Genomic DNA, 24,991 nt, shown 5'->3' with positions numbered 1-24,991 from the left:
TTGCTCAAGCCCTTCCATTCCATTGGTGGAACTCATATGTCCAGGCTTTCCCATCAAGATTTGCGCCGCAATTTTCGCCAACTGTTCGCCTCCGACACCTGCTACCACACGGCCTCGGTGTTCGACCCGATGTCGGCCCGCATCGCCGCCGACCTGGGCTTCGAAGTCGGGATTCTCGGGGGGTCGGTCGCTTCGCTGCAAGTGCTGGGCGCCCCCGACTTTGCCCTGATCACCCTCAGCGAATTCGCTGAGCAGGCCACCCGCATCGGCCGTGTCGCCCAGTTGCCGGTGATCGCCGACGCCGACCACGGCTACGGCAACGCACTCAACGTCATGCGCACCATCGTCGAACTCGAACGGGCCGGGGTCGCCGCGCTGACCATCGAAGACACCCTGCTGCCCGCGCAGTTTGGCCGCAAATCCACCGACCTGATCACGGTCGCCGAAGGCGTCGGCAAGATCCGCGCGGCGCTCGAAGCCCGCTGCGATTCGGAAATGGCAATCATCGCCCGCACCCACGCCGGGATTCTGCCGGTGCAGGAAATCATCAGCCGCACCCGGCAATACCAGAACGCCGGGGCCGACGGGATCTGCATGGTCGGTATCAAGGATTTTGACCATTTGGAGCAGATCGCCGAGCACCTGAGCGTGCCGCTGATGCTGGTGACCTACGGCAACCCGCTGCTGCGCGATGACAAGCGCCTGGCCGAACTGGGTGTGCGCGTGACCATCGACGGTCATGGCGCGTACTTCGCCGCGATCAAAGCGACCTACGACAGCCTGCGCGAGCAACGCCAGATCCTGACCCAGACATCGGACCTGAGCGCCACCGAGCTGACGCACACCTACACGCAACCCGAGGAATACATCCGCTTCGCGCAAGAGTTCATGAGCGTGAAGGAATGACGGTTTAAACCGACACATCGCCATCGCGAGCAGGCTCGCTCCCACAGGTGATCGCGGGTGTACGCAAATCATGTGTTCACCGAAAATCCTCTGTGGGAGCGAGCCTGCTCGCGATGAGGCCTTCACAGCCAGCATCCAGATCGCCAGACACGCCGCCATCGCGAGCAAGCTCGCGCCCACAATTGATCACTGGTGTGCACAAATGATGTGCTCACCGCAAATCCACTGTGGGAGCGAGCCTGCTCGCGATGAGGCCTTCACAGCCAACATCCAGATCGCCAGACACTCAGCCATCGCGAGCAGGCTCGCTCCCACAGGTGTTGCGGCGGACAATCACACCGAGTCGAGCAGTTCGCGATAGGGTTTCCCGTTACCGCAGCAGATCACCCGATTACGCCCGGTGGTCTTGGCTTCGTATAGCGCGTGATCGGCGTCATTGAGCCAAAGCGTCGCGTCGGCGTGGGCCGGGTTGAATGACGCCAGGCCAATGCTCAGGCTGACTTTCAGCGCCGGACTCTGCTCGTACCCCAAGGTGGCGAAACGATCGCGCAAGGCATCCATGACGGCGATGGCGCGGTTCAGGGGCAGGTCTGGAAGGATCACGCAGAACTCGTCACCGCCGTAGCGCCCTGCCACATCGGTCGCTCGCAGGTTCTGCTTGAGCATCTTGCTCAACTGACGCAGGACGATGTCGCCGGCAACATGGCCGTAGGTATCGTTGATGGTTTTGAAATGGTCGATGTCGATCAGGGCGATCGCCCCACCTTTTTGCTGGCGTTTGCAACGCTGGAACTCGATCTCCAGCTGGTCCTTCCAGGTGCCATGGTTCAGCAGGCCCGTCAGGCTGTCGGTGCGGCTCAGTGCCAGCAGTTCACGCTTCTGACAGCCGAGGGTATGGGCCTGGCGGAAGCAGATCCAGCCCAGCGCCAATGGATACAGGCACAGCAACGGCAAACAGGCATAGAGCTGCACCGCGCTGGTGGCAGGAATGAACGCCGGGGCGAAAATCAGCAGGCCAACGCCCACGCCCAGGATTTGCACGGCTGTTCCGGCCAGCAGGAAGCGCAAGCCGCCTATGGCCACGTTGTTCATGGCCATCATGGAAATGGTGGTCGCGCTGGGCAGTGGATTGAATTGCATCGCGGCAATCCAGAAGCCGCCGAGAAAAGCATCGATCAGCAGATTGCGGTGTTCGGCATGATAGGGCGTCCTGGCCCTGCGCGCCCATTGGTAAGCCAGATGCGGCCAGACCAGGCCATTGAACCACATGAATCCCCAGACCCAGGGCGCCGGATCGAGTGGATACATTGCCGCGCTCACACACACCAGCCCCAGGGCCAACCCCAGGATCCGTGATGTATAGAGCCTCCTGGCCAATGAAAGTCCCTTTCCTCCCGTTTTTGCCATAGGGCCTCTGTGCCACTCGACGGAATGTGATTACAGCCTATGCCTGTGCGCTGGAGTCTATCAGGGCGAGATCAAATAGCCATCACCGACTGACAGGCTGAATATCGCGGCATCACGCTTACATAAAAGCAAAGGCCTCACCCCGGAAACAGCTATACATGAAAGAAGGGGTTGATCGATGACCATAAGAGGAGGCCCATGCAGACCTTTCAAGTATTGATCATCGGCAGCGGGTTTGGCGGCCAATGTGCAGCAATCAATTTGCTCAAGGCCGGCATCGACGATTTCCGCCTGCTGGAGCGGCGGGATTTCTTCGGCGGCACCTGGTGCCAGAACACCTACCCCGGCGCGGCAGTCGACGTGCCCTCGCCGCTGTACTCCCTGTCTTTCGCCCCGTATCGCTGGACACAAATGTTCGCCGAACAGGCCGAACTGCACCGCTACACCCGCCACGTGGTAGAGCGCTTCGGCCTGCGGGAAAAGGTGGAACTGGACGCCAATGTCGAGCGCGTCGAATGGGACGACACCCACAAACGCTGGACGGTATACACCGCCGGCAAAGGCACGTTTTGCGCGCAGTTCCTGATCAACGCGACCGGGCCCCTGAGCCAACCGGTGGTCCCTCGCTTCGATGGACAGGAACGCTTCCAGGGCAGGACGTTCCACACCAACAACTGGGACCACAGCTACGACTATCGGCAAAAACGCGTGGCCATCGTCGGCAGCGGCGCCAGTGCGGCCCAGGTCATTCCGGCCATCGCCCCGGACGTCGAGCACTTGCATGTGTTCCAGCGCACGCCCCACTGGGTCTTGCCCCGGGCTGACCGCCGCTTTGGCCGTTTCCAGCGCTGGCTGCTGGGGTTCAAGCCGGCCTACAAGCTGTTGCGCTGGGGGATCTACTGGCAATTCGAAACCCGGGTGATTGCCTTCAAGTATTCGAAGCCGGCGGTACACATGGTCCAGCGCCAGGCCCTGCGCTTTCTGAAACGCCAGGTGCCGGACGCCGAGCTACGGCGCAAGCTGACGCCGGACTACACCATCGGCTGCAAACGGGTAATCCTGTCCAGCACCTTGTACCCGGCACTGGCGCGCGACAACGTGACACTGTACAGCCGCGAGCAAGGCATCGCATCCATCGACGAAACCGGCATCGTGACCCTGGACGGTCAGCACATAGAGCTGGACCTGATCGTCTGGTCCACCGGCTACGATGCCACCGACGGGGTGATTTCCTACCCGGTAACAGGCAAAAACGGCACCCGTCTCAAGGAGGTCTGGGCGCAGTATCCGCGGGCCTACCTCGGCACCGCCCTGCCCGACTTTCCCAACCTGTTCATCGTCACCGGGCCGAACACCGGCATCGGCCACACCTCGGCGCTGTTCATCATCGAATCCCAGATGAATTACATCCTCGACTGCATTCGCACCTTGAAGTCTCAAGGTTTACGCAGTATCGAGGTTCGCCATGAGGCGGAACGTACCTACACTGAAAAGATCCACCGGGAAATGGAACGCACCGTGTGGAAATCCGGTGGTTGCCACAGTTGGTATCAAAGCAAGAGCGGTCATGTGATTGCCATGTTTCCGGGATTCAGCTTCAGCTTTCATCGCTTGACCCGAGCGCTGAAACCCGCCGATCACATTTTGTCCTGAGCAGATAGAAGGGAGACGCGTGATGCTTTTGTTGTTCGTCGTTCTCGCAGTGTTCGTCGCCTGGAGCTGGCTGACCTACCCGGCCATCGGCTACTGGCTCTATGACTTGAGCATGGCGGCCGAGGCCAAGCTGTACCGGCTGCACAAGATCGTCGTGCCCATCCCCGAGATGACCGTCTCGACCTGGCAAGGCGGGCCGTACGAAGCCACCAGCAGTGTGCTGATGCTCCATGGCTTCAGCGCCGACAAGAACCTCTGGCTGCGTTTCGCCCGGCACTTTGTCGGCAGCCATCGAGTGATCATCCCGGACATCGCCGGCCATGGCGAAACCGGCTTCAAGGCGGGCGGAGGCTACGACATCCCGCTACAGGCCAAGCGCATGATCCAGCTGCTGGACGTGTGCGGCGTGGAGAAGGTCCATGTCATCGGCAACTCCATGGGCGGCTACATCGCGGCCTGGCTCGCAGCCACGTATCCGGAACGCATTGTGTCCGTGGCCCTGATCGACCCGGCCGGGGTCACCGCGCCCGAGCCCAGTGACCTTGAGCGGCATTTGGCCAAGGGCCACAACCCGTTTCTGATTCATTCGCGGGAAGAATTCCAGCGCTTCTACGCCATGACCATGGCTTCGCCGCCCTGGGTACCGAAACTGGTGCTCGATGCCGTCGCCCAGCGCTATGAACAGTCCCGCGAGGAACTGGAAGAAATCTTCCGCGAATTTCGCGCCAGCCCGCCGATGGAACCGCACCTGCCCGACATTGCCGCCCCGGCGCTGTTGCTGTGGGGGCGCAAGGACCGGTTGATCGACGTCAGTAGCGTGGCGGTCTGGAGCAAGGGCATCGCCGACCTGCGCGTGCATATCTGGGACGCCATCGGGCACATGCCCATGGTGGAAGCGCCCTACGGTTCGGCGCGCCTGTATCGCGAGTTTTTGGCATCGCTGCGTTCGGAGAGCCCACAGGATCAACGACTGCACTAGGCATGTAGTCGTTTAAAGAATGAAGTTCGTCAGAAACTTCGTTTGCCGGCGTTGCGCAAGGCTGCGATCTTTCGTCCATCCTTTACGTCACCGCGCCAGGAATCCTGTTCATGAACCACCCGAACTTCGTCAGCCCTGACCTGATCCGCCAACGCTTTTCCAAAGCGATGTCCGACATGTACCGCGAGGAAGTGCCGTTGTACGGCGCATTGATGGAACTGGTGGAACAGACCAACCGTCACGTGCTGGACAGCGATGGGCAAATCCTGCGGCAACTCACCAGCACCGGCGAAATCGAACGCCTGGACCTGGAACGTCATGGGGCGATCCGCGTCGGCACAGCTGGTGAACTGGCGACCCTCGCCCGCCTGTTCGCGGTGATGGGCATGCAACCGGTGGGTTACTACGACCTGACACCGGCCGGCGTGCCGGTGCATTCCACGGCATTTCGCGCAGTGCATGAAGCGTCGCTGCAGGTCAGCCCGTTCCGGGTGTTCACCTCGCTGTTGCGCCTGGAACTGATCGAAGATCTGGAGCTACGAGCGTTCGCCCAGTCGATGCTCGACCAGCGCTCGATCTTCACCCCCACGGCCCTCACGCTTATCGAACGCGCCGAATCCCGGGGTGGCCTGACCGAGCAGGAAGCCCAGGAATTCGTCGAACAGGCACTGGAAACGTTTCGCTGGCACCACAGCGCCACCGTCACCGCCGAACAGTATCGACAGCTCAGCGCCCAGCATCGCCTGATCGCCGACGTAGTGGCGTTCAAGGGCCCGCACATCAACCACCTGACACCGCGGACCCTGGACATCGACATCGTGCAGGCGCAGATGCCGGCCCATGGCATCACCCCCAAAGCGGTGATCGAAGGCCCGCCTCGCCGCCAGTGCCCGATCCTGCTGCGCCAGACCAGCTTCAAGGCCCTGGACGAGCCGATAGCCTTCACCGATCAAAGCGAGGCGCGCGGCAGCCACAGCGCCCGGTTTGGCGAGATCGAACAGCGCGGTGCCGCCCTCACGCCCAAAGGCCGTGCACTCTACGACCGCTTGCTCAATGCCGCGCGGGACGAACTCAAGGACTTCCCCAACGAAACCAACGCCGCGCGCTACAACGCCCTGATGGCGCAGCATTTCAGCGAGTTCCCTGACACCTGGGAAGGCATGCGCCAACAGGGCCTGGCCTACTTCCGCTACTTCGTGACGGAAAAAGGCCTCGCGGCGGGCGACCTGAAAAGCGCCGCACTGGAAGACCTGCTCGGAGGAGGCTACCTGCGGGTTGAACCACTGGTGTACGAAGACTTCCTGCCGGTCAGCGCGGCGGGGATCTTTCAGTCAAACCTGGGGGACGCGGCGCAAACCCGTTACGGCGCCCATGCCAATCAGCAGGCGTTCGAACAGGCCTTGGGGCGTTCGACGATCGATGAGTTGGAACTGTATGCCGAGAGCCAGCGGCGTTCGATCGAACAGTGTTTCGCCGCGCTGGCCGATGTTGCTCAAGTCAATAAAAAACATGACTGAATGATTTGTCACCACTCAATAAAAACGGGCGACCTGCAGGCCGCCCGTTTTTATGTCCAAAACTTTCAATACAACAAATAAAGTGTTCGCCCAGTGCAATGGCCTCGGCAATCCATGCACTGGTAAAGAGCCCTGACACTGGGTGAACGGAAAGTATTTTAGTAGAAGCGAATTAATATGTCCGTACTGCAAAGATGAAATTTATCGACACAATGTTTAACAAAGATGTCGATTTAAATACTATGCAACACGGCATCTCAAACTCACCAGTTCGACCATTACGAGCGGATTACTCCTATACAAAACTTGTACAAAAATAATCAGCCCGTATAGAACCATTATTCGATATCAGTGCTGGCTGGTCACCGTCAATACATCGGTGTAAACCACGTTAACGCTTTGCCCGACTTTCAAGTCCTTGAGTTTGGCCTGAACTTCAGGTCGTTTGACGTCAACCGTCTTGGACTTGCCTTCCGGATTTTCGAAAGTCACCTGGTTTTTCTTCAGGTCGATGTGGGTGATTTTCAGCTGCACTTTCACCTGGCGATAAGCTTCGCCGCCCGGGTTGGCGCTGCCTGGCGCTGCACGAATTTCGCCAATGGCTTCGGCGGTGCCGGGCAGGCCTTTGTCGATATCGGTGTCGAGGTAGGCTGCAACGGCGCTGGTGACCGTGATGTCGACCGTATCGCCAGCCTTGAGGTTATCGAGGTTCTTCGCCTTGTCGGTCAATTGCACCGGGAACTCATTACCCTGCGGGCCTTTAAGAACCACGGAATGATTCGCGGCATCAACCGAAACGACTTTGGTGGAGATCTGATCGGCCACAACGACTTCGGACAACGGGATATCGGCGGCCACCGCGCCAAAACTGGCGGCAGACAGCAGGGTAGCGAGGGTGATGGCTTTGGTCAGTGCATGGCGTTTCATAGGCAGTACATTCCCTGTGATAGATGGCAACAGACGGCGTTGAAACCGGGCTCAACGCCATGTGTGCGAGTGAGCATAGACGCTGTTGAGCCAGTGGTCGCACCGAAAAGTGATTTTCGTAACGGGCGCGCCTAATACCCGGTCATTTCCAGATAGCCACTCCCTGCATGACTGCCGATGAGGCGCACCGGGCCTTCCCAATAAGGAATGCGCAAATCCATCCAGGCCTGGGGATTGAGCGCGGTAATGGCGATATCGAGGTGTCTGGCGGGGATTTTGATCGACCAGCGAATGGGCATCGCGCGCCCGGCAACCCGGGCGGTGTCTTGCGGCGTGAGGATGATGTCGCCGGCATGCAGCAATTGTGTCTGCCCCCGGGCGTCGATCCAGGTGCCGGTGAGGTAAGGCTCGCCGTCCTTTTGCCGCATGCGATACAGCATCACCTGCTCGCCACTGTCCAGGTGCAGGGAAAACCAGTCCCAACCGGTCTGGTTGCTCGTCAGGGGCTGGCTGCTCCATTCCCGGTCGAGCCAGGCCGGGCCACTGACCTGAAAGGTCTTGCCGTCGATTTCCAGGGTGCCGCTGGCCTGAAAAAACGGCTGGCTGTAGTAGTAAGAAGCCTGACCCTGTTCGGATTTCCGGCTGAAGCCCCGGTCTCCCTGAAGCACCAGCGGACCTGTCGAGGTCAACCGCAGCCGGTAGTTGAAACGCCGGTCGCGAGCACTGAGTAGCGCGTCAGCCAACGGGTCGTCGGCAGTCGTCTGGCTGCGCAATTGCCAGTCGTCGATCCACGCATTGAACGGCGCAGCGCTGACACCAGCCTGACCAACGCCACCACGAGCATAACGTTCGGCCGCGTGATGCGCCGTCGCCGACGTCACCGCCGCGTGGCCGAGCCAGATCGTCTGGTTCTGCCAGCCCACTACCTCGGGGCTGGCTTTCAACGCGCTGCGGAACAAGGTCCATTGCGCGCCGAACTCATTGCCCTGATCGTCCTTCAGGTTGGCCGTGATATACCACCATTCGATGCGAAAGCCGTCGTGCGGGCCGTGATCCGCCGGGAAGCTGAACACCCGACCGGGCACCACCGGGGTGAACGCAGCGGCCTGGTTGCCCAGCCCGGCAAAGCCCTTTTCGACCGGAGCCGGTTGATCGCAACCGCTCGCCAGCAGCGCCAGGAGCAACACACAGGCCTTAATCTTCATGGGCAAACGTCCGCAGCAGGTCCGCCGGTTGCATGCGGTACAAACGGTACAAAGGCCAGGCCGAAGCCAGTAACGTCGCCACCAGCGCCAGCCCCATCAATTGCAACAGTTGCCATGGAAACACCCGCAACGGCAGGCGCCAGCCAAAGGCCTGCACGTTGATCACCGTGTCCAGGCACCATGCCAGGGCGATGCCCAGCGGCAACGCCAGCACCAGGGTCAGTATCGCCAGCAGCCAGGTTTGCCCGAGGTTGAGCAACATCAGATGCCGACGCGTCACGCCCAGGGCCCACAGCGGCGCCAATTGCCCGAGACGGCTCTGGCTTTGGGTCAACAGGCTGATGAACAACGCTACCCCGGCCACGCACAACGTCAGGCCGTTGAGCGCGGCGGTGGCGGCGAAGGTGCGTTCGAAGACTTGAGTGGACCAGCCCTTGAGTCGCGCCTGATCGACGATGCGGCTGTCGTCCAGGGTAAAACGCGCCTGCAGTGCCGTGACGAACGCCGGGATCGACGCCGGTTCGATGCGCAGGTTGAAGCGGTTCGGTGTCAGCTGCGGCCAGCCGCGCATCAGATGGTGGATGTTCACCAGAATGTGGCCCTTGGGATTGCCGTAGTCCGCGTAGATCCCGACGATCCGCGGCGACCACGGGCCGGTGGGGGTCGGCAGCGTCAGGTGATCGCCCGGTTGCACGCGCAGGCGCCGGGCCAGTTGTTCGCTGAGCATCACCGCATCATCCTTGGCCAGGCGCTCCCAGGGGTTTTCACCCAAGGCTTCGAGCAGTGGCCAATGCCGGCGATAGGTCGGGTGGTCGATGATCCCCGACAGGTCCGTCGGCCAGCCCTGCAACTGGATCGAAACCTGCCAGTTGGGCAGCACCGCCGCCAGTTGCGGCTGCTGGTTGAGCCAGCCGTGAAGTTCCCTGGCCTGGGCCGGGGTCTGTGGGTTGAGGTAGAGCTCAGCCGTCAGCCGTTGTTCGAGCCAGTCGCTGAAGGTCTGGCGAAACCCCGCGGTCATGCTTCCGGCACCGATGTTCGCCGCCATGGCCAACAGCAGCGCCATCAAGGCCAGGCTCAACGCTGGCAGTTGCTGGCGGCAATCGGCGACAAACCACTGGCCTAGCACCGAGCGAGTGCGCTGCGAAACGAGACTGAGCAGAGAACTGAGCACCACCGGCAAGGCCAGCGCGGCACCGATCAACAGCGCAGCCATCAACACGAAACCACTGATCAGGCTGTCGCCGAAGATCAACGCCAGCGGCGCGATCACCCCGGCCGTTGCCGCCACCCAACCCTGGCGTCGCAACCAGCGTGCGTGGGCCTGATGCCAGGCCTGCGGGTCGGCCAGCGCCAGCAATGGCAAGCGCGCCGCCCGCAACAGGCTGTTGGCCCCGGCCAGCAATGCGCCGATCAGACTCAAGCCGAGACCACTGAACCACCACGACAGGCTGAGATTCAACTGCCCCGCCACTTCGGCGCCATACAAGCCACGCAGGCTGGCGGCGACATCCGGCAACAGCACGCCGGCCAGCAGGTAGCCGCTGACCACACCGGCCACACCGCCGATCAGGGCCAATCCAGCCAATTCCACGGCAAGACAAGCGATCAGCGTCCGCGCACTCACACCGCAGGCACGCAGGGTCCGCAGCAGGCTTCGCCGTTGCTCCAGCGCCAGCCCGATGGCTGCGTGCACGATAAACAGGCCGACCACGAACGACAGCACCCCCAAGGCGTCGAGGTTCAGGTGAAAGCTTTCGGTCAGGCGCGTCAGGTTGTTTTCTTCACCGGCGCGTTTGAGTTGCAACTGGCCCTTGAGCGGCTCCGGCAACGGTGCGGTGAAATCCTTCGGCAACAGCAGCCGCGACACTTGATCCGGCAACCCCAGAATCTGCTGGGCAAAACCGATGTCCACCAGCAGCACACCGGGCGCCATGTCGGCCTGTACATGCAGCGGCGGCAGTGCCTCGCCCGCCAGGTTCAGCGGTCGGTCACCTTCGCGCAAACCCAGTGCCTGCAAGGTCTGCGGCGATATCCAGGTGCTGCCCGGCAGACTGAAGAAGCCGACCACCTGTTCAATCGCCAGGGCCTGCCCGGCCACCGCCGCGCCCGCCGGCAGCGACACCGGCTCGATGCCCATCAACTGCAAGCGCTGCTCTTCGTGCCCCTTGAGCGTGACCCGGCCTTGCAGCACCGGTGACACCGGCCACCCTGCGCGCCGCAGGTCGATAAACCACTGCTGGGGGAACGTGCCGCCACCGGGCGCACCGAGGCTGGCCTGGGGTTCGCCGCCGATCAACTGACTGGCACGGGCATAGCTGTCGCGGGCCTGGCTGTTGAGTGCCTGGACGCCGGTCAACAGACCGGTGGCCAGCCACAACCCGGTCAGCACACTGAAAAACTGCACCGGGTGCTGTCGCCAGTGGCTGAGCAGCGCCCGCAGGGTTTCGCCAAAGATGCGCATGTCAGCGCTCGCCCACACCGGCCAGACGACCGCCGCTCAGCAATGCTTTTTCCGCCAGGCGCGCCGCCACGCCGGGACTGTGGGTGACCATCAACAGGCTGGTGGGGCTGTCGTCGAGCAATTCCAGCAGCAACTGCAACACCTCGGCGCCGGTGGTTTCATCGAGGCTGCCGGTGGGCTCGTCGGCCAGCAGCAATGGCGGGCGCGACGCCAGCGCCCGGCCCAGCGCGACCCGTTGCTGCTGACCGCCGGACAGTTGCTCCGGGTAGCGCCGCAACAGCTCGCCCAGGCCCAGGCGTTGCACCAAATGCGCCTGCCAGCGTGGGTCATGACGCCCCGCCAGCCGCGCCTGAATCGCCAGGTTGTCTTCGACCCGCAGGCTGCCGATCAGGTTGAATTGCTGGAACACCAGGCCGACTTCCGTACGGCGCCAGTTCGCCAGTTGCCCTTCATTCATCTGTTCCAGGTGATGTTCGCCACTGCGGATGCTGCCGCGATCGACCTTGTCCAGTCCGGCGATCAGGTGCAGCAAGGTGCTTTTGCCACTGCCCGACTCGCCCATCAGCGCAAAGCTGCTGCCGGGCCTGAGCGTCAGGTCGACGCCTTGCAGCACCGGCAGCGGTCCCTGCGGGGTGGCGTAGCTTTTGAAAACGCCATGGACTTCAAGCATGGGTCAACCTGCTGGATTGGCATGGCCCAAGGATAGCGGCCCTGAATGGTTTTTGTCCGCTGACGCTCATCGTCCTGCCCGACCATCGCCCTACTCTCGAAGCTGGTCTGACCATAACGATAAAAAACGGAGACGCCATGCCTCGTTTCACCTTGAGCCCTCGTGGGCTGCTCGCTTGCCTGATCGCTGCCTGCCTTGCGCAATCGGTGGTCGCCGCCGACGCACCGGTCGCGGCCAGCCCGCAAACCACAGCCAGTAACGCCGCCGTGCTGCAACAACTGCCCTTCACCGACCGCACCGACTACGAGTCGGTCACCAAGGGTCTGATCGCGCCATTCAAGGGCCAGGTCAAGGACGCCTCGGGCAAGGTCATCTGGGATATCCAGGCCTATGACTTCCTCGCCAAGGATAAAGCCCCGGAGTCGGTCAACCCGAGCCTGTGGCGCCTGGCCCAGCTCAGCGCCCATGCCGGATTGTTCGAAGTCAGCCCACGGCTGTATCAAGTGCGCGGCCTTGATCTCGCCAACATGACCATCATCGAAGGCGACGACGGACTGATCATCATCGACCCGCTGACCATGGCCGAAACCGCCAGGGCGGCGCTGGACCTGTACTACCAGAACCGTCCGCGCAAACCGGTGGTGGCGGTGATCTACAGCCACACCCACGTCGACCACTTCGGTGGCGTGCGCGGGGTCATCGACGAAGCCGACGTCAAGGCCGGCAAGGTCAAGGTGTTCGCCCCCGCCGGGTTCATGGAACACGTGATGAGCGAGAACGTCTACGCCGGCAACGCCATGAGCCGCCGCGCGCAGTTCCAGTTCGGCAGCCTTTTGCCTCGCGGCGAAAAAGGCCAGGTCGATGCCGGCCTGGGCAAGAGCACGCCGAGCGGCGGCACCGTCACCCTGATCCCGCCCACCGACCTGATCGACAAGGAACTGGAAACACGCACCATCGCCGGCCTCGACGTGGAGTTCCAGTTGACCCCGGGCACCGAGGCGCCGGCGGAGATGAACCTGTACCTGCCGCAGTTGCGCGCCTTGTGCATGGCGGAAAACGCCACGCAAATGATGCATAACATCCTCACCCCCCGCGGCGCACAAGTGCGCGACGCCAAGGCCTGGGCCGAGTACCTGGACGGCAGCCTGGCGCGTTACGGCGACAAGAGCGACGTGTTGTTCGCCCAGCACAACTGGCCGACCTGGGGCGGTGAACGCATCCGCACCTTCCTCGCCGACCAGCGCGACATGTACGCCTTCCTCAACGACCGCACCCTGCACTTGCTGAATCAGGGCCTGACGTCGCTGGAAATCGCCGACTCGATCAAGAAACTGCCCGGCAGCCTGGACCAGAAGTGGTACACCCGCGGCTACTACGGCTCACTGAGCTTCAACACCCGGGCGGTGTATCAGCGCTACATGGGTTTCTATGACGGTAACCCGGCCAACCTCAATCCGCTACCGCCGGTGGAAGCGGCCAAGCGTTCGGTCGAAGCCATGGGCGGCGAAGCGGCGGTGCTGGGGAAAATGCAAGCGGCGATGGCCAAGGGCGAATACCGCTGGGCCGCGCAACTGGGCAATCAGGTGCTGTTCGCCAACCCGGACAACGGCGACGCCCGCAAAGCCCAGGCCCAGGCACTGGAGCAAATGGGCTATCAAAGTGAGAACGCCACCTGGCGCAACATGTACCTGACCGGTGCCATGGAACTGCGCAATGGCGTGCCACCCAATGCGGGCACTTCGGTATCGGTGGACATGGTGCGGGCGATGAGCCCACAGATGTTCTTCGACTTCCTGGCGGTGCGCCTGGACAGTGAAAAGGCCGTAGGCCATGACCTGACCCTGAACTGGACCTTCGATGACCTGAACAAGGACTTCAACCTGACCCTGCGCAATGGCGTGCTGACCCACCGCGCCGGGCTTAATGCCCAGGCGGACGCCAGCGTGACCATGACCAAGACCACCCTGGAACAGATCAGCCTCAAGCAACTGGATATCCCGACGGCGATGCAGAAAGGCCTGATCACGCTGCAGGGCAATGGCAAGAAGCTTGGGGAGTTGATGAGCAGCCTCGATACCTTTGCGCCGCAGTTCAATATCGTGACGCCTTGACCGGATGACGCGGGAAACCGCGTCGCCTTCATCGCGAGCAGGCTCGCCCACACTGGATCGGTGTCATTCACAAATGCAGTGAACAGCCTGGATTCCTGTGGGAGCGAGCTTGCTCGCGATGGCTTTGTGTCAGGCGATGATTGTTTTGTGAGTGTACATATCCGTTACCGCAGAAACGGATATGTACTCAATCAAAATTACAAACCAAGGCGAAACTGCTTAGGCGTAATCCCGAACTGCTTACGAAACGCCCGAATGAAATTACTCGGCTGCCGATACCCCAACCGCTCGGCAATCCGCTCGATCGGCTGATCCCCCGCCGTCAACCAATGCCGCGCCATTTCCAGGCTGTCACTGCGGGTATTCTGCACCGCCGCAGTCTGCCAATGCCGCAACATGCTCTGATGCAAAAACCCATTGGCCCCCAGCAGAGGCTCATCAAGACTGGCCGCCGGCAGGCTCAGACACGGATGTGAACCCGAAAGCACCTCGACACCTGCGCTACGCAACCACTGCCCGGCAGCCTGTTGCGGCGTCAGTTGGACCGCGACGAACACCTCGGCCGGCGCTCGCCCCAAACGTCGGGCGATGTTGCGCACCAACGTCAGGGTCGCGGCATCAAGGCCGAAAAAATGCGGCTGCCGGTCAACGCTGCGCAGGTGCAAGCGGGCCTGCCCGTCACCCTCCTCCAGTTCCGCCACGACGTAATTCGTCACCTGTGGCAGGAAATCGGTGAAACACGTCAGGCTCGCACGCAGGGTCGCGGCGGAGTCCAGCAGAATGTTCAAACCCCGCAACGTAGTGGTCGCCATGCCGTTGACCAGATCACAGCCAAACGACACCCCGGCGCCCGCACGCTCGCATTCACTCCACAGGCGTTCGACCAGGTGCACGGGCACATGCAGGTCCTGCCCTTCGATCAACGACAGGCAGATCCCGGCCCGTTCCAGCAGTTGGTCCTGGCACAGTCCGGACTGCCGGGCATGGCTGAGAATGGTGCGGGTGAAAGCGCTGGAAATGAACGGTTGGCTGGTCATGGCAAGTTACGGCGAGAAGACAGGCGTGTACTTATGCCAGCCTCTGTGCTATCGATCCAATGCATTAAAAGCATCCACAGAATGCAGGAGACGCATGATGGACCTACGACAACTCCGCCACCTTGTCGCCCTGGCCGATTACCGCAACTTCGGCCGCGCCGCCGAGGCGATCAACCTCAGCCAGCCCGCCTTCAGTCGCAGCATCCAGACCCTGGAGCGTGACCTCGACTGCGCGCTGGTAGAACGCAGCAGTCGCGAATTCCGCCTGACCGGCCAGGGTGAACTGGTACTGCAACACGCCCGGCGCCTGCTCGCCGGCAGCCAGGCCTTGCACAACGAACTGACGCAATACAACGGTCTGACCGGTGGCGAGTTGCACTTCGGCTGCGGCCCTTACCCGGCCCAGGTGCTGGTGCCCGAGGCGCTGGCGGAATTCATCCTGGCCCATCCGGCGATCCGCATCAGTTTCCACCAGGGCGACTGGGAGCAACTGGCGGTCTGGCTTCGTGAGCAGCAGATTGAATTCCTCGTGGCCGACGCACGGTACTTCACCGACGACCCGCAATATCAGGTACAGCTGTTGCGCCCTCGTCGCGGGCGGTTCTTTTGCCGTGTCGGTCATCCCTTGGTGCAACAGCAGAACCTGTGCCTGCGTGCCCTGCTCGACTACGCGGTGGTCGGCACGCGAATACCGCCGATGATCCGCAAGATCCTCGCCGACGTGCAGGGCCAAGCGGACTTCAACCCGAGCGTGGAATGCGCGCAATTCGATGCGATCCGCCGCGTGGTGATGCGTTCCGACGCGGTAGGCATCGCCACCGTGGAGGCCTTGGCCGAACTGGTCGACCAGGGTCTGATCCGCCTGCTGGAGTTTGCCGATGTGCCCAAGGAGGATCCCGGCCTGCAATTGCACTACGGCATCGTCAGCCGTGCCGGGCATTCCCTGACACCGGCCGCGCTGGCGATGGTCGATGCGGTGCTGTCGGTTGACCGACGCTTGCTGGCGTCGAACTAAGGTCTGCCTGCAACGCTGCAATCCTTGTGGGAGCGAGCCTGCTCGCGAAGGGGCCGTGTCAGTCACAATCAATGTTGAATGACACACCGCTTTCGCGAGCAGGCTCGCTCCCACAAGGGGACGGCGTTGCATCCAGATCACGCACGCCGCGCCAGTGCCTGCAATGCCCGGGGTTCACCGAGGGCGCGCAGCAGGCACTGCACCGCCTCCTCGCGGCTGCGTTCGAAGCGATAGCGCGACTCGATGTACAGCGCCAATTTCAATTCCACCGGCTCGTCCATGGGCAGCGGCACGTATTGCAGGCCCAGCACGTTGGCGACCCGGCTTGGCAGGCTGATGCCGAACGGCTGGCGATCGACGATGAGTTTCGCGGCCAGGGTGCTTTGGGTGCTCATCGCCACATTCCGGCGCAGTCCTTTCAAGCCAAGCTGCAAGTCCACCGGGCTGAGCCCGTCGCGGCGGCTCGACACCTGGATCTGCGGCTGTTCCGTGGCGTAAATCAAGCATGGTCTTGCTCCGGCAAATCGCTTAACGTCGGGCAGCCTAACCCGTGTTGCGGAACAAGCTGTGAGCCCTACATGACAAAAAGCGATCAGCCACTGCGCGATCAATCGATACCCAATGCGTTCTACGCGCCGACCCTGCTGCCGGCCATCGAAGAGTTGCTGGCCCGTGGCGTGGACCGGGACAGCATCGAAGACCTGTTTCGTCGCAGCCTGTTCGAGTTGCGCACGCCATTCATGCGCATTCCGCTGTTCATGTCGCGGCGCTTCTGGGCGTTTGCCCTGGAGCAGACCGGCGACCCGCTGATCGGCCTGGCGGCCGGCCGGCGTTTCGTTTCCACCGCCACCAATGGCCTGACGTATCTGTTCGACGTGGCCGATTCACTGGACAGCGCCTGCCAGTATTTCGTGCGCTTCTTTCCGTTTTTCAACGGACATTTCCAGGCCCGGATCGTGCGCGGCGACGACAGCGTCGAATTGCACCTGCTCGACTGCGGCAGTGTGAAAACCCACGCAGCAACCACCGATTACATCCTCATCAGCCTGTGCAGCATGTTGCGGCGCAAATTCCTCGCCAGTGGCCTGGGGCGTGATCCGATTCTGGGCGTCGGGCTGGCCGGTGCTTGCACGGCCAATGCGCAGGAACATCAACACGCCTTTCGCGCGCCGGTGCAATGGGGGCAGGCGCAGCACTCGATCCGCCTCGATCCACAGCTGTTCCTCATCCCGCTGACGCCGGGCAATCATGCACTGGAACACACGCTGATCGAGCTGCTGGAGCAAACCCGACGCAACAGCGAACCGACCTTGCTGGAGCAAGTCTGCGACCATTTGATCGCTGACCTCGCCGAGGCCAACTGGCAGCAATTCTGTACCACCCAGCACTTGCTCGAGCGCACCGCCGCCCGACGCTTGAAGGCCTTGGGCTGGAGTTTTTCAGAGTTGCTCGACGAGTACCGCCGCTACCGGGCCGAAGACTTTTTGCAGGGGACAGACCTGGAGCTGGTGGAGATTTCCGACCGCCTCGGCTACAGCGACGTGCAAAGTTTCAACCGTGCCTGCCTGCGGTGGCTGGGGTGCGCGCCGGGTGCCTGGCGAACGCGGCAAGGTCAATGAAAAACCACGCTCGTGCGCCACGGGTGCCTTTGGTTTTTGCGTCCCCCCCATTTTGTCGTGTGCAAGAACGTAGTACGACACCGAACACCTGTGGGAGCGAGCCTGCTCGCGATGGGGCCAGCAGAACCCACACACTATCGAGTTCAGTACATCAGCCCTTCACCACCACCCACGTAAAACACAACGGCAACTGCGCCACCTGCTGTTGATAGCGGTCATAGAGTTCTTCGCGGTTGGAGTGCGGGTATTCCCTGAAGTGACGGATCTGCAGCCCTGCTGCAATGGCCGCGCTGAAGAGGTCGCCCAGGGTATGGACGAACCAGTAGGACGGCGCGGCCGGCTGTTCGATCTTGCCTTCGTAGACGATCGGTTCGTGTTGCACGAACGGTTCGCGGCGGAAGTATGAGCTGGCCGGGCGATAAGGATCGGCGGCCTCGGGGTCGAACATTTCCAGGAACGGGTGGGTTTCGTACACCACCAGCGCGCCACCCGGCTTCAGCGTGCGCGCCGCATGGCGGAAGAATTCGCCGATGTCCGGCATCCAGTTCAAGACCCCGATGGTGATCAGCGCCAGGTCAAAGCGCTCCTGCAATCGGGCAGGCAAGTGGTGGATGTCCGCCTCGATGAATTGCGGCGCGTGGGGCGAGCGGGACGCCAGTTCCCGTGCCTGCCCGAGAAAGGCTTCAGACTGGTCGACGCCCACCACGCTACGCGCGCCCAGGGCGAACAACGACAGGCTTTCACGGCCGTTGTTGCAGCCCAGTTGCACCACGTCCTTGCCATCGACGCCTGTCTGGGTCAGCAAAGCGGTCAGGGTGTCGTCCAGGCAGGAAAAATCCGCGCGCGCCACGCCCTTCAACAAGGCTTGCCATTCGCTGGAGTCCTTGTGGTGACGGGCGGAGTCATTCCAGGCCTCGCGGTTACTGGCGATGGCTTGTTCTTTTGTCGGCATTTCCATTGCACGCTCCAGGGTCCGGGTCGTCGATTTGACCGGCCGGAGTCTAGATCAACCTCATCCTGGCAGGTGTTGCGAACTTGTAATCCGCGCAGCACCGACGGCTGTCCACGGCGCCAGCTATAGTTAAAGACCTTGGGGAGAATGTGGTTAAACCGATCTAGCAGGTGTTGCCATGAAAAAGTCCGACCTGACGCTGTTGCTCGCCGTCTGCCTGGGTGCAACCGCTGTCGTCCACGCCGACGACATGCCAAACACCACCAACTACAGCAGCGAATTCAACTATTACGGCGCCGACCAACCCTTCGCGCACCCCGTACCACCGTCCATGAACATCATACCGCCAGGCTCGTACATCCCGACCGCACCCGGGGAATTCATCCCGGTTTCCAGTGAGCACGTGTTCTCGGACTCGCGCCTGCCGACAGTGGCCGACGCCACGGTTCGGGTGTTTATCCGCTCCTACGATCCGGAGCGTGGCGTATACGTGAACCAGGAAGTCGAGAACCCCGGCTGCGTGATGTCCTGCCTGAGGCAGGGCCCGGTATTGCAGTGAACCAGGGGGCATTCTCATTGGTTTCCCCACCGGTAGGGAAACCCATTGAGAACGCCCCCTACCACTGGCGCTTGTCCGGACGGGAGAGGCCGAGTTTTTCGATCCGGTAGCGCAACATGTCACGGCTCAGGCCCAGCAGGCGTGCCGATTTGGTGACGTTCCAGTCGGTCTTGTCGAGCATCTTGCGCACCATGTCGCGCTCCACTTCCGGCAGGTTCATGGATTCACTGCCGTTGTAGGACGGACGCGGTTCGCTGAGATTTGGCGGCTCGTGATGAAACACCGCTGGCTCATCCATGAGGCTCAGACAGACGTTCAACTGATGGACGGCGATGGTGTCGCTTTGTGCCAGCAACACGGTTTGCTCCAGCATGTTGCGCAACTCGCGCACGTTGCCCGGCCAGCTGTAGCTGAGCAGCAATTCTTCGGCCTGGTCGCTGAAATGCAGGTTCGGTTTGCCGTAACGCTTGCCGTGTAGCGCCAGGAAGTGCCGGGCCAGCAGCAGGATATCGGCGCCACGGGCATACAGGCGCGGCACCTTTATGGAAATGATGCGCAGGCGGAAAAACAGGTCGCGACGGAACTTGCCTTGCTGGACCATCTGTTCGAGGTTGCAGTTGGTAGCGCTGATCACCCGCAGATTGACCTTGCGCTCCTTCACCGAACCGACCCGGCGAATGGTCCGGTCTTCCAGCAACTTCAGCAGCTTGGCTTGCAGCAGCAGGTCCATTTCACCGATTTCATCGAGGAACAGCGTGCCACCGTCGGCCGCTTCCACCAGCCCCATGCGACGATCCTTGGCGTCGGTGAAGGCGCCCTTCTCGTGGCCGAACAGTTCCGATTCCACCAGATTGGACGGGATCGAAGCACAGTTGAATTCAATGAACGGGCCTTTGGCGCGCGGGCCATCGAAATGCAAGGCCCGGGCAACCAGCTCTTTGCCGGTGCCTGTCTCGCCTTCCACCAGGACCGGCGGCAGATCGCTGTTGGCCATCCGCCGTTCGGCGTCGAGCAACTGACTGATGGTGCCCTTGAGGTACGCCATTGGGGCCGACTCGCCAATCAGTGCCTGCACCCCCGACTTCTGGGCTTCGCGCTCCTGGTAAAACGACAGCGTGCGCTCCATGCGGTCGGTGGCCAGGGCCTTGTCCAGCAACTGCTTGAGCTCTGGCAGGGCCACGGGTTTGGTGACGTAGTGAAAAGCGCCCTCTTTCATCGCCACCACGGCGTCTTCGACGTTGCCGTAGCCGGTCATCATGATCACTTTCAGATCCGGCGCGCTGATGCGCAGCTTCTGGATCAGGTCGTGACCACTCATGCCCGGCAACGAGTTGTCGGTCAGTACCACGTCAGGCGCGAAAGAACCCAATTGCTCCAGTGCATCTTCAGCCGAGTGGCAGACGGTGACCTCGAAGTCCTTGCGCTCCAGGTAAGTCTGAATATTCTCAGCGAGAATTTCGTCATCCTCGACCAGCAGAATGCTGTGCTCCATATGCCCCTCCCGTTGCCACTTTGAAATTGAGACAAACACGGGTTCCTTCCTGCTCCCGGCTGGTCAGTTCGACCGAACCGTCAAAACGCTCCATGATTCTTTTGACCAAGGCCAGGCCTACACCCAATCCACCTTGTTTGGTGGTGAAAAACGGCTTGAAGACCATTTGCTGCTGTTGTTTGGACATGCCCTTGCCGGTGTCGGTCAATGTCATGCTCACGTCGCCGGACACCGAGGAATCGATCTCGATCGTCAGCACGCCGCCCTTGGGCATTGCTTCCAGTGCATTGGCGAACAGGCTGTTGAGTATTTGCGTAAGCAACACTTGTTGGCTGACAACCGGTGGCACGCTGACAGGGGAAAATCGCACTTCGACGTCCGATCGCTTGATCAGGGACTCAAAGGCACTCAGGGTGTCTTCGAGGGCCAGCACCAGGTCGACCGTTTCACAATCGTCATTCATCGGTCGCAACGACACCAGCAATTCACGGACCCAACGCGACATGCGGTCGACCTGATTGATGATATCGCCGATGTTTTTCTGCGCGGTCTGGCTGGCGATGTCCTGGGCCAGTTCGGCGCTGGAACGGATATTGGCCAGCGGGTTGCGCAAGCTGTGGGCCACCGCCGAGGACATCTCGCCAAGGGCGACAAAGGTCTCGTTGGCGATCAGTTGTTTCTGCTGGCTCTGCAACAGCGTCGCCGCCCGGCGCACGATCCAGAACAGCCCCAGGTAAATGGCCGCCCCGCCGATCAGCGTGGCCAGCCAGATCGCCTTGAAGCCGCGCTGGATGCGTTCCACAAGATCCAGCGGCTCCTTATAGATTTCCACCATGGCAACCACTTTGCTCCTGTCGGCGTTGAACATCGGAATGTAGTTCTCGACGAACAAATATTCCGGTTCGCGCAGCAGGCGCTGCTCGGGACGCTCCTCATCGATTTCGTGGTAGCTGGTGGACACCGGCGATTTCATTTCGAAGGACTCGTCCAGCTCAAAGTCATCTTCGATGCGCACGCCAATCAAATCGGTGTTGGTCGACCAGACCACGGTGCGGTCCAGGGCGTACACCGTGGCCAGCAGGATGTCCGGCAGATGCCTCACATGGTCGAGAAACTCAACCCGCGCGGCGGCCCGGGATTCTGGGTTGACGTCGGAGTCGGCATGGTCCATGCGTGGGTCGAGCATTTCACCCATGGTTCGGCCCGGGGCAATTCCGGCATGCCGGATTTCGGCCTCGCCAATGGACTGGATGAACTGCGCGGTCAACATCGAATCACGCTCGATACTTTCATCGACCACAAAGCGCGTGGAGATGTAACCCAGCCCCAGCGCCACCGCGGCAATGATGAAAAAGCTTGCCAGGGAAAACCAGCGCAGCAAGTTGAACTGCGGCCGCCACCCCCTGCGTTGAGCTACCGGAGCCTGCGGCGCAGCTACTTTTTGCTGTTCGAGTATCTGCATGGCTGTGTCCTGGGTGCTTGAAATCGAGCCTGTTCAGCCGCTTTCAGAATCAGTGTAGGTGGCATTGATAGCCATTGGCTGGCCCGCGTAATTTTTTTGACACTATTGCACCCGGGGTGTCTCGGGGGGCGCGACCGAATGACGTTATTCAGGCTCCTCGTTACCACTGACCAATGGCGCCGCTGGCGGATGCTGACGGTCGGTTTCTTCTTTCAGGAAATCGATGATGGACTGGGCGGAATGCGGATCCAGCCGCAAGTTGGGCATCGAGATCCTGTTGTAGCGCTCGAACAGTTCCATCGCGATCGGGTCCTTTTCCGCGAGCATGCGGTCAGGTTCGCGGATCCAGCGGCTGAGCCAGGCCGGATCGCGCTGATAGGTCACGCCGATGAGGTCCGGGCCGATGCTGCGCAGGCCGATGCCCTGCCCGTCCAGAGGACCGAGACTGTGGCAGGACGCGCAGCGGGTGCGAAACAGCTCTTCGCCATTGCTCGGCGGGCGAATTTCCGGTGCATCGGCATAGCTTTCTTCCACGCTGGGCTGTTTCCAGTTATGCAGGGTATTGGCCAATTGGTCGGCCAGAATCCACGGATTTTCGAACGGCGAGGATTTCATCCAGCGGCCCGTTGTCTGGTTGCCGACGATCAGGCTCAGGTTGTGGTCCTTGTTGCGCCCGTTATCGACGCCGTCGATGAACAGCCCCAGTTTTTTGCGCAGGTCGGTGACGTCGGCGAATTCCCCGGTGAGGAATTTCCACCCGGGCCCAACCTGGAAGCGTTGCGCGTAGGCCTTGAGCACCTCGGGGGTGTCACTCAAGGGGTCGATGCTGATGGAGTAGAAGAAGATGTCCTTGCCGACCCGATCCCCCAGCAGTTTCTGGACTTGGCGCAGGCGCGCGGTTTCCAGAGGGCAGGAGTCGCTGCACGAGGTGAAGATGAAGTTGATCACCACCACCTTGTCTTTGATCAAGTCATCGAAAAAACGCAGCTGCTGTCCGTCCTGGTCGGTCAGCAGGGTGTTGGGGAAATAGTTGCCACCCCACGGGGTGTCGGCTTCAACGACAGCGGATTCGACAGTGGATGCCGGAGCAGGTGCGGGCATCGACGTCGGCTGGCTGGCGACCAGCAGCTGGCTGGCCAGCAAACCGGTCACCAGCATCAGCACCAGGTGCATGCCCAAGGCTCGTGAGCGTGGTGAATGCATCTCTTTTTTTTCCATCACCAGCCGCCTCGATGTGGTGAAGGGAGGGTGATTGTGGTTTTGCAAGGACCTCGCCAATCATGTGTTTTTTTATAAAAAACGTACTAACACTCGACAAAACAATGACTTATCAAAATCAATGGGCGATGACCGGGGAAGTGACCGGGGATTGACCCCCGTTATTGGGGGTAGCCCATCCCCGTTTTCAGGGAGCCAGAACAAACGACAGACGCACCGTGGTGCCCTCGCCTTCAAGGCTTTCGAGGGTCACCGCACCGCCAAATCGCTCCATGATCCGCTTGACCAGCACCAGCCCGACTCCCAGCCCGCCCTGCTTGGTGGTGAAGAACGGCCGGAAGGCCATGGTGCGCTGTTCTTCGCTCATGCCTTTGCCGGTATCGCTCACCCTCACGCTGATGCGCTGGGCATCGCGCGGTTCGATCCGGATGGTCAGGGTGCCGCCGCCGTCCATGGCTTCCACCGCATTGGACAGCAGGCTGTTGAGGATCTGGGTCAGTTGCACATGCTGGCTCAGCACCATGGGCGTCTGGTCCGGCTCGAACACCACCTTGACCTTGGCCCTGCTGATCTGATGCTCGTAAGCCATCAGGCTGTCATGCAGGGCCGCCACCAGGTTCACCGGTTCCGCCTCGTCATTGAGCGGTCGCAGGGACTGGAGCAATTCCCGTACCCATGTCGACATGCGATCGACCTGACCAATGATGTCGTTGATGTTCCCGTGCGCCGGACCGCTGTCGAACTCTATCGCCAGTTCGGCGCTTGAACGGATGTTCGCCAACGGATTGCGCAGACTGTGGGCGACCGCCGAGGACACCTCCCCCAGCGCCACAAAGGTTTCGTTGGTGATCAGTTGCTTCTGCTGCGTCGCCAGCAGGATCGCCGCCCGCCGCACGATCCAGTACAGCCCCAGGTAAACCAGACCGCCGCCCAGGGCGGTTGCCAGCCAGATCAGCACCAGGCCGCGCTCCATGCGGTTGATCAGGTCCTGCGGTTCCTTGTAGATCTCGACCATTGCCGTGACGGTGCTGCCATCGGCGTCGAACAGGGGAATGTAGTTTTCGATGAAGGTGTATCTGGGTGGTTCCAGGAACTTCTGCTCCATGCGGGTTTTGTCCACATCGTGATAACTGGTCGACACGGAAATTTTCGAGTTGAATGCCCGATCGAGGTCTTCATCGCCATGGATCGTAGTGCCCATCAAGGCCGGGTTGGTCGACCAGATCACCATGCGGTCGGGGGCATAGATGTTGGCCAGGATCACGTCCGGCAAATTTGCGATATGGTCGAGGAAATCATCACGGGCACTGGCACGGGACAGCGGGTCGACGTCAGGAAAGTCCTTGTCTTTGCGTGGGTCAAGCAACTCGCCCATGGTCCGGACGTTGGGAATCGACACTTGGCGCACCTCGGTCGAGGCAATCGCCTGTATGAATTGTGAGGTCAGTAGCGCATCGCGCTGCACGCTTTCGGTAATCACGAACCGCGAGGACACCGCCCCCAGCGCCACCGCCACCGTGCCGATTACCACCATGCTGATCAGCGAAAACCAGCGCAGCAGATTGAACGGCTCCTTGCGCGTGTTCAAGCGAACTTCGCTGTCGGTCGCAAGTACTTTGGCGATTGTGTTCATGGACACGGTTCCCGGAAACCCCCTCTAGGTTTATAGCCCACTCAGGGCCGTTTGCCCGAACCTGGGGCTGTACTGGATCGTGCGGCGGGCGGCGATCCTGCTGGCGACGCAGCAGAAGCAACTGATCACCAACGAAACCTTTGTGGCGCTGGGGGAGGTGTCCTCGGC

Annotated in this window: 20 protein-coding genes; 8 read left to right on the top strand and 12 right to left on the bottom strand. The window is 61.3% G+C overall.

What is annotated here, in order from left to right:
* The first annotated feature begins 36 nt into the window (after positions 1-36).
* A complete protein-coding gene (locus BSF44_RS24305) occupies positions 37-906 on the top strand; it encodes an oxaloacetate decarboxylase (protein WP_095945667.1) in 870 nt (289 codons plus the stop codon).
* 333 nt (positions 907-1,239) lie between these two features.
* Here BSF44_RS24305 and BSF44_RS24300 read toward each other — a convergent pair whose 3' ends face one another.
* Entirely contained in the window at positions 1,240-2,313 is a 1,074-nt protein-coding gene (locus BSF44_RS24300) for a diguanylate cyclase (protein WP_095945666.1), read from the bottom strand.
* Between the two features lie 198 nt (positions 2,314-2,511).
* Between BSF44_RS24300 and BSF44_RS24295 the strand changes: the two genes are divergently transcribed.
* From BSF44_RS24295 to BSF44_RS24285, 3 genes are all read left to right on the top strand, one after another.
* On the top strand, positions 2,512-3,966 hold the full coding sequence (locus BSF44_RS24295) for an NAD(P)/FAD-dependent oxidoreductase (RefSeq protein ID WP_095945665.1): 1,455 nt from the start codon (positions 2,512-2,514) through the stop codon (positions 3,964-3,966).
* 22 nt (positions 3,967-3,988) lie between these two features.
* Positions 3,989-4,945 (top strand): alpha/beta fold hydrolase, encoded by a 957-nt coding sequence (locus BSF44_RS24290; protein WP_095945664.1) that lies wholly within the window; start codon positions 3,989-3,991, stop codon positions 4,943-4,945.
* Between the two features lie 110 nt (positions 4,946-5,055).
* Positions 5,056-6,462, top strand: a complete 1,407-nt coding sequence (locus tag BSF44_RS24285; protein ID WP_095945663.1) for a VOC family protein — start codon at positions 5,056-5,058, stop codon at positions 6,460-6,462.
* Between the two features lie 348 nt (positions 6,463-6,810).
* Here the strand turns inward: BSF44_RS24285 and BSF44_RS24280 are convergent, their stop codons facing one another.
* The 4 genes from BSF44_RS24280 to BSF44_RS24265 form a co-directional block, all read right to left on the bottom strand.
* Entirely contained in the window at positions 6,811-7,389 is a 579-nt protein-coding gene (locus BSF44_RS24280) for a hypothetical protein (protein WP_095945662.1), read from the bottom strand.
* A gap of 131 nt (positions 7,390-7,520) precedes the next feature.
* On the bottom strand, positions 7,521-8,594 hold the full coding sequence (locus BSF44_RS24275) for a lipocalin-like domain-containing protein (RefSeq protein WP_095945661.1): 1,074 nt from the start codon (positions 8,592-8,594) through the stop codon (positions 7,521-7,523).
* Entirely contained in the window at positions 8,584-11,055 is a 2,472-nt protein-coding gene (locus tag BSF44_RS24270) for an FtsX-like permease family protein (protein WP_095945660.1), read from the bottom strand. The genes BSF44_RS24275 and BSF44_RS24270 overlap by 11 nt, the downstream gene beginning before the upstream one ends.
* A 1-nt stretch (position 11,056) precedes the next feature.
* A complete protein-coding gene (locus BSF44_RS24265; protein ID WP_095945659.1) occupies positions 11,057-11,725 on the bottom strand; it encodes an ABC transporter ATP-binding protein in 669 nt (222 codons plus the stop codon).
* A gap of 137 nt (positions 11,726-11,862) precedes the next feature.
* On the opposite strand from BSF44_RS24265, the gene BSF44_RS24260 reads away from it, so the two are divergent.
* Positions 11,863-13,836: an alkyl/aryl-sulfatase gene (locus tag BSF44_RS24260; RefSeq protein ID WP_095945658.1), complete on the top strand. Its 1,974-nt coding sequence runs from the start codon at positions 11,863-11,865 to the stop codon at positions 13,834-13,836.
* Between the two features lie 197 nt (positions 13,837-14,033).
* Here the strand turns inward: BSF44_RS24260 and BSF44_RS24255 are convergent, their stop codons facing one another.
* The gene (locus tag BSF44_RS24255; RefSeq protein WP_095945657.1) at positions 14,034-14,873 is read right to left on the bottom strand and encodes an AraC family transcriptional regulator; all 840 of its coding nucleotides are present in this window, start codon (positions 14,871-14,873) and stop codon (positions 14,034-14,036) included.
* Between the two features lie 94 nt (positions 14,874-14,967).
* Here BSF44_RS24255 and BSF44_RS24250 point away from each other — a divergent pair, with 94 nt between their 5' ends.
* Positions 14,968-15,888, top strand: a complete 921-nt coding sequence (locus tag BSF44_RS24250; RefSeq protein ID WP_256589150.1) for a LysR family transcriptional regulator — start codon at positions 14,968-14,970, stop codon at positions 15,886-15,888.
* Between the two features lie 137 nt (positions 15,889-16,025).
* Here the strand turns inward: BSF44_RS24250 and BSF44_RS24245 are convergent, their stop codons facing one another.
* Positions 16,026-16,391, bottom strand: coding sequence for a hypothetical protein (locus BSF44_RS24245; protein WP_256589149.1), 366 nt, complete (start codon positions 16,389-16,391; stop codon positions 16,026-16,028).
* A 75-nt stretch (positions 16,392-16,466) separates the two neighbouring features.
* Here BSF44_RS24245 and BSF44_RS24240 point away from each other — a divergent pair, with 75 nt between their 5' ends.
* Entirely contained in the window at positions 16,467-17,507 is a 1,041-nt protein-coding gene (locus BSF44_RS24240; protein WP_095945655.1) for an AraC family transcriptional regulator, read from the top strand.
* Positions 17,508-17,658: 151 nt separating this feature from the next.
* Here BSF44_RS24240 and BSF44_RS24235 read toward each other — a convergent pair whose 3' ends face one another.
* Positions 17,659-18,465 carry a bifunctional 2-polyprenyl-6-hydroxyphenol methylase/3-demethylubiquinol 3-O-methyltransferase UbiG gene (locus BSF44_RS24235; RefSeq protein ID WP_095945654.1) on the bottom strand — a complete coding sequence of 269 codons (807 nt, stop codon included), beginning with the start codon at positions 18,463-18,465 and terminating at the stop codon, positions 17,659-17,661.
* 172 nt (positions 18,466-18,637) lie between these two features.
* Here BSF44_RS24235 and BSF44_RS24230 point away from each other — a divergent pair, with 172 nt between their 5' ends.
* Positions 18,638-19,018, top strand: coding sequence for a hypothetical protein (locus BSF44_RS24230; protein WP_095945653.1), 381 nt, complete (start codon positions 18,638-18,640; stop codon positions 19,016-19,018).
* Positions 19,019-19,076: 58 nt separating this feature from the next.
* On the opposite strand, the gene BSF44_RS24225 is transcribed toward BSF44_RS24230, so the two are convergent.
* The 4 genes from BSF44_RS24225 to BSF44_RS24210 form a co-directional block, all read right to left on the bottom strand.
* Positions 19,077-20,510, bottom strand: coding sequence for a sigma-54 dependent transcriptional regulator (locus BSF44_RS24225; RefSeq protein WP_095945652.1), 1,434 nt, complete (start codon positions 20,508-20,510; stop codon positions 19,077-19,079).
* A complete protein-coding gene (locus BSF44_RS24220) occupies positions 20,479-21,972 on the bottom strand; it encodes an ATP-binding protein (protein ID WP_095945651.1) in 1,494 nt (497 codons plus the stop codon). Before BSF44_RS24220 ends, BSF44_RS24225 begins: the two co-directional genes overlap by 32 nt.
* Before the next feature lie 144 nt (positions 21,973-22,116).
* On the bottom strand, positions 22,117-23,190 hold the full coding sequence (locus BSF44_RS24215; RefSeq protein WP_095945650.1) for an SCO family protein: 1,074 nt from the start codon (positions 23,188-23,190) through the stop codon (positions 22,117-22,119).
* A gap of 187 nt (positions 23,191-23,377) precedes the next feature.
* Complete coding sequence (locus BSF44_RS24210) at positions 23,378-24,823, bottom strand: HAMP domain-containing sensor histidine kinase (RefSeq protein WP_095945649.1); 1,446 nt, start codon at positions 24,821-24,823, stop codon at positions 23,378-23,380.
* Positions 24,824-24,991: the final 168 nt, after the last annotated feature.

It is taken from the genome of Pseudomonas sp. ACN8 (genome assembly GCF_002303925.1).
Classification (GTDB): domain Bacteria; phylum Pseudomonadota; class Gammaproteobacteria; order Pseudomonadales; family Pseudomonadaceae; genus Aquipseudomonas.
The sequence above is the reverse complement of the archived record's forward strand: the minus strand, read 5'-3'. Positions and strand labels throughout refer to the sequence as shown.

Bases quoted from the DNA above. Each gene is read 5' to 3' on its own strand.
- BSF44_RS24235 (WP_095945654.1), bottom strand. From the start codon at position 18,465: ATGGAAATGCCGACAAAAGAACAAGCCATCGCCAGTAACCGCGAGGCC.
- BSF44_RS24250 (WP_256589150.1), top strand. From the start codon at position 14,968: ATGATGGACCTACGACAACTCCGCCACCTTGTCGCCCTGGCCGATTAC.
- BSF44_RS24305 (WP_095945667.1), top strand. From the start codon at position 37: ATGTCCAGGCTTTCCCATCAAGATTTGCGCCGCAATTTTCGCCAACTG.
- BSF44_RS24260 (WP_095945658.1), top strand. From the start codon at position 11,863: ATGCCTCGTTTCACCTTGAGCCCTCGTGGGCTGCTCGCTTGCCTGATC.
- BSF44_RS24255 (WP_095945657.1), bottom strand. From the start codon at position 14,873: ATGACCAGCCAACCGTTCATTTCCAGCGCTTTCACCCGCACCATTCTC.
- BSF44_RS24290 (WP_095945664.1), top strand. From the start codon at position 3,989: ATGCTTTTGTTGTTCGTCGTTCTCGCAGTGTTCGTCGCCTGGAGCTGG.
- BSF44_RS24275 (WP_095945661.1), bottom strand. From the start codon at position 8,594: ATGAAGATTAAGGCCTGTGTGTTGCTCCTGGCGCTGCTGGCGAGCGGT.
- BSF44_RS24225 (WP_095945652.1), bottom strand. From the start codon at position 20,510: ATGGAGCACAGCATTCTGCTGGTCGAGGATGACGAAATTCTCGCTGAG.
- BSF44_RS24220 (WP_095945651.1), bottom strand. From the start codon at position 21,972: ATGCAGATACTCGAACAGCAAAAAGTAGCTGCGCCGCAGGCTCCGGTA.
- BSF44_RS24215 (WP_095945650.1), bottom strand. From the start codon at position 23,190: ATGGAAAAAAAAGAGATGCATTCACCACGCTCACGAGCCTTGGGCATG.
- BSF44_RS24285 (WP_095945663.1), top strand. From the start codon at position 5,056: ATGAACCACCCGAACTTCGTCAGCCCTGACCTGATCCGCCAACGCTTT.
- BSF44_RS24210 (WP_095945649.1), bottom strand. From the start codon at position 24,823: ATGAACACAATCGCCAAAGTACTTGCGACCGACAGCGAAGTTCGCTTG.
- BSF44_RS24270 (WP_095945660.1), bottom strand. From the start codon at position 11,055: ATGCGCATCTTTGGCGAAACCCTGCGGGCGCTGCTCAGCCACTGGCGA.
- BSF44_RS24230 (WP_095945653.1), top strand. From the start codon at position 18,638: ATGAAAAAGTCCGACCTGACGCTGTTGCTCGCCGTCTGCCTGGGTGCA.
- BSF44_RS24240 (WP_095945655.1), top strand. From the start codon at position 16,467: ATGACAAAAAGCGATCAGCCACTGCGCGATCAATCGATACCCAATGCG.
- BSF44_RS24280 (WP_095945662.1), bottom strand. From the start codon at position 7,389: ATGAAACGCCATGCACTGACCAAAGCCATCACCCTCGCTACCCTGCTG.
- BSF44_RS24295 (WP_095945665.1), top strand. From the start codon at position 2,512: ATGCAGACCTTTCAAGTATTGATCATCGGCAGCGGGTTTGGCGGCCAA.
- BSF44_RS24265 (WP_095945659.1), bottom strand. From the start codon at position 11,725: ATGCTTGAAGTCCATGGCGTTTTCAAAAGCTACGCCACCCCGCAGGGA.
- BSF44_RS24300 (WP_095945666.1), bottom strand. From the start codon at position 2,313: ATGGCAAAAACGGGAGGAAAGGGACTTTCATTGGCCAGGAGGCTCTAT.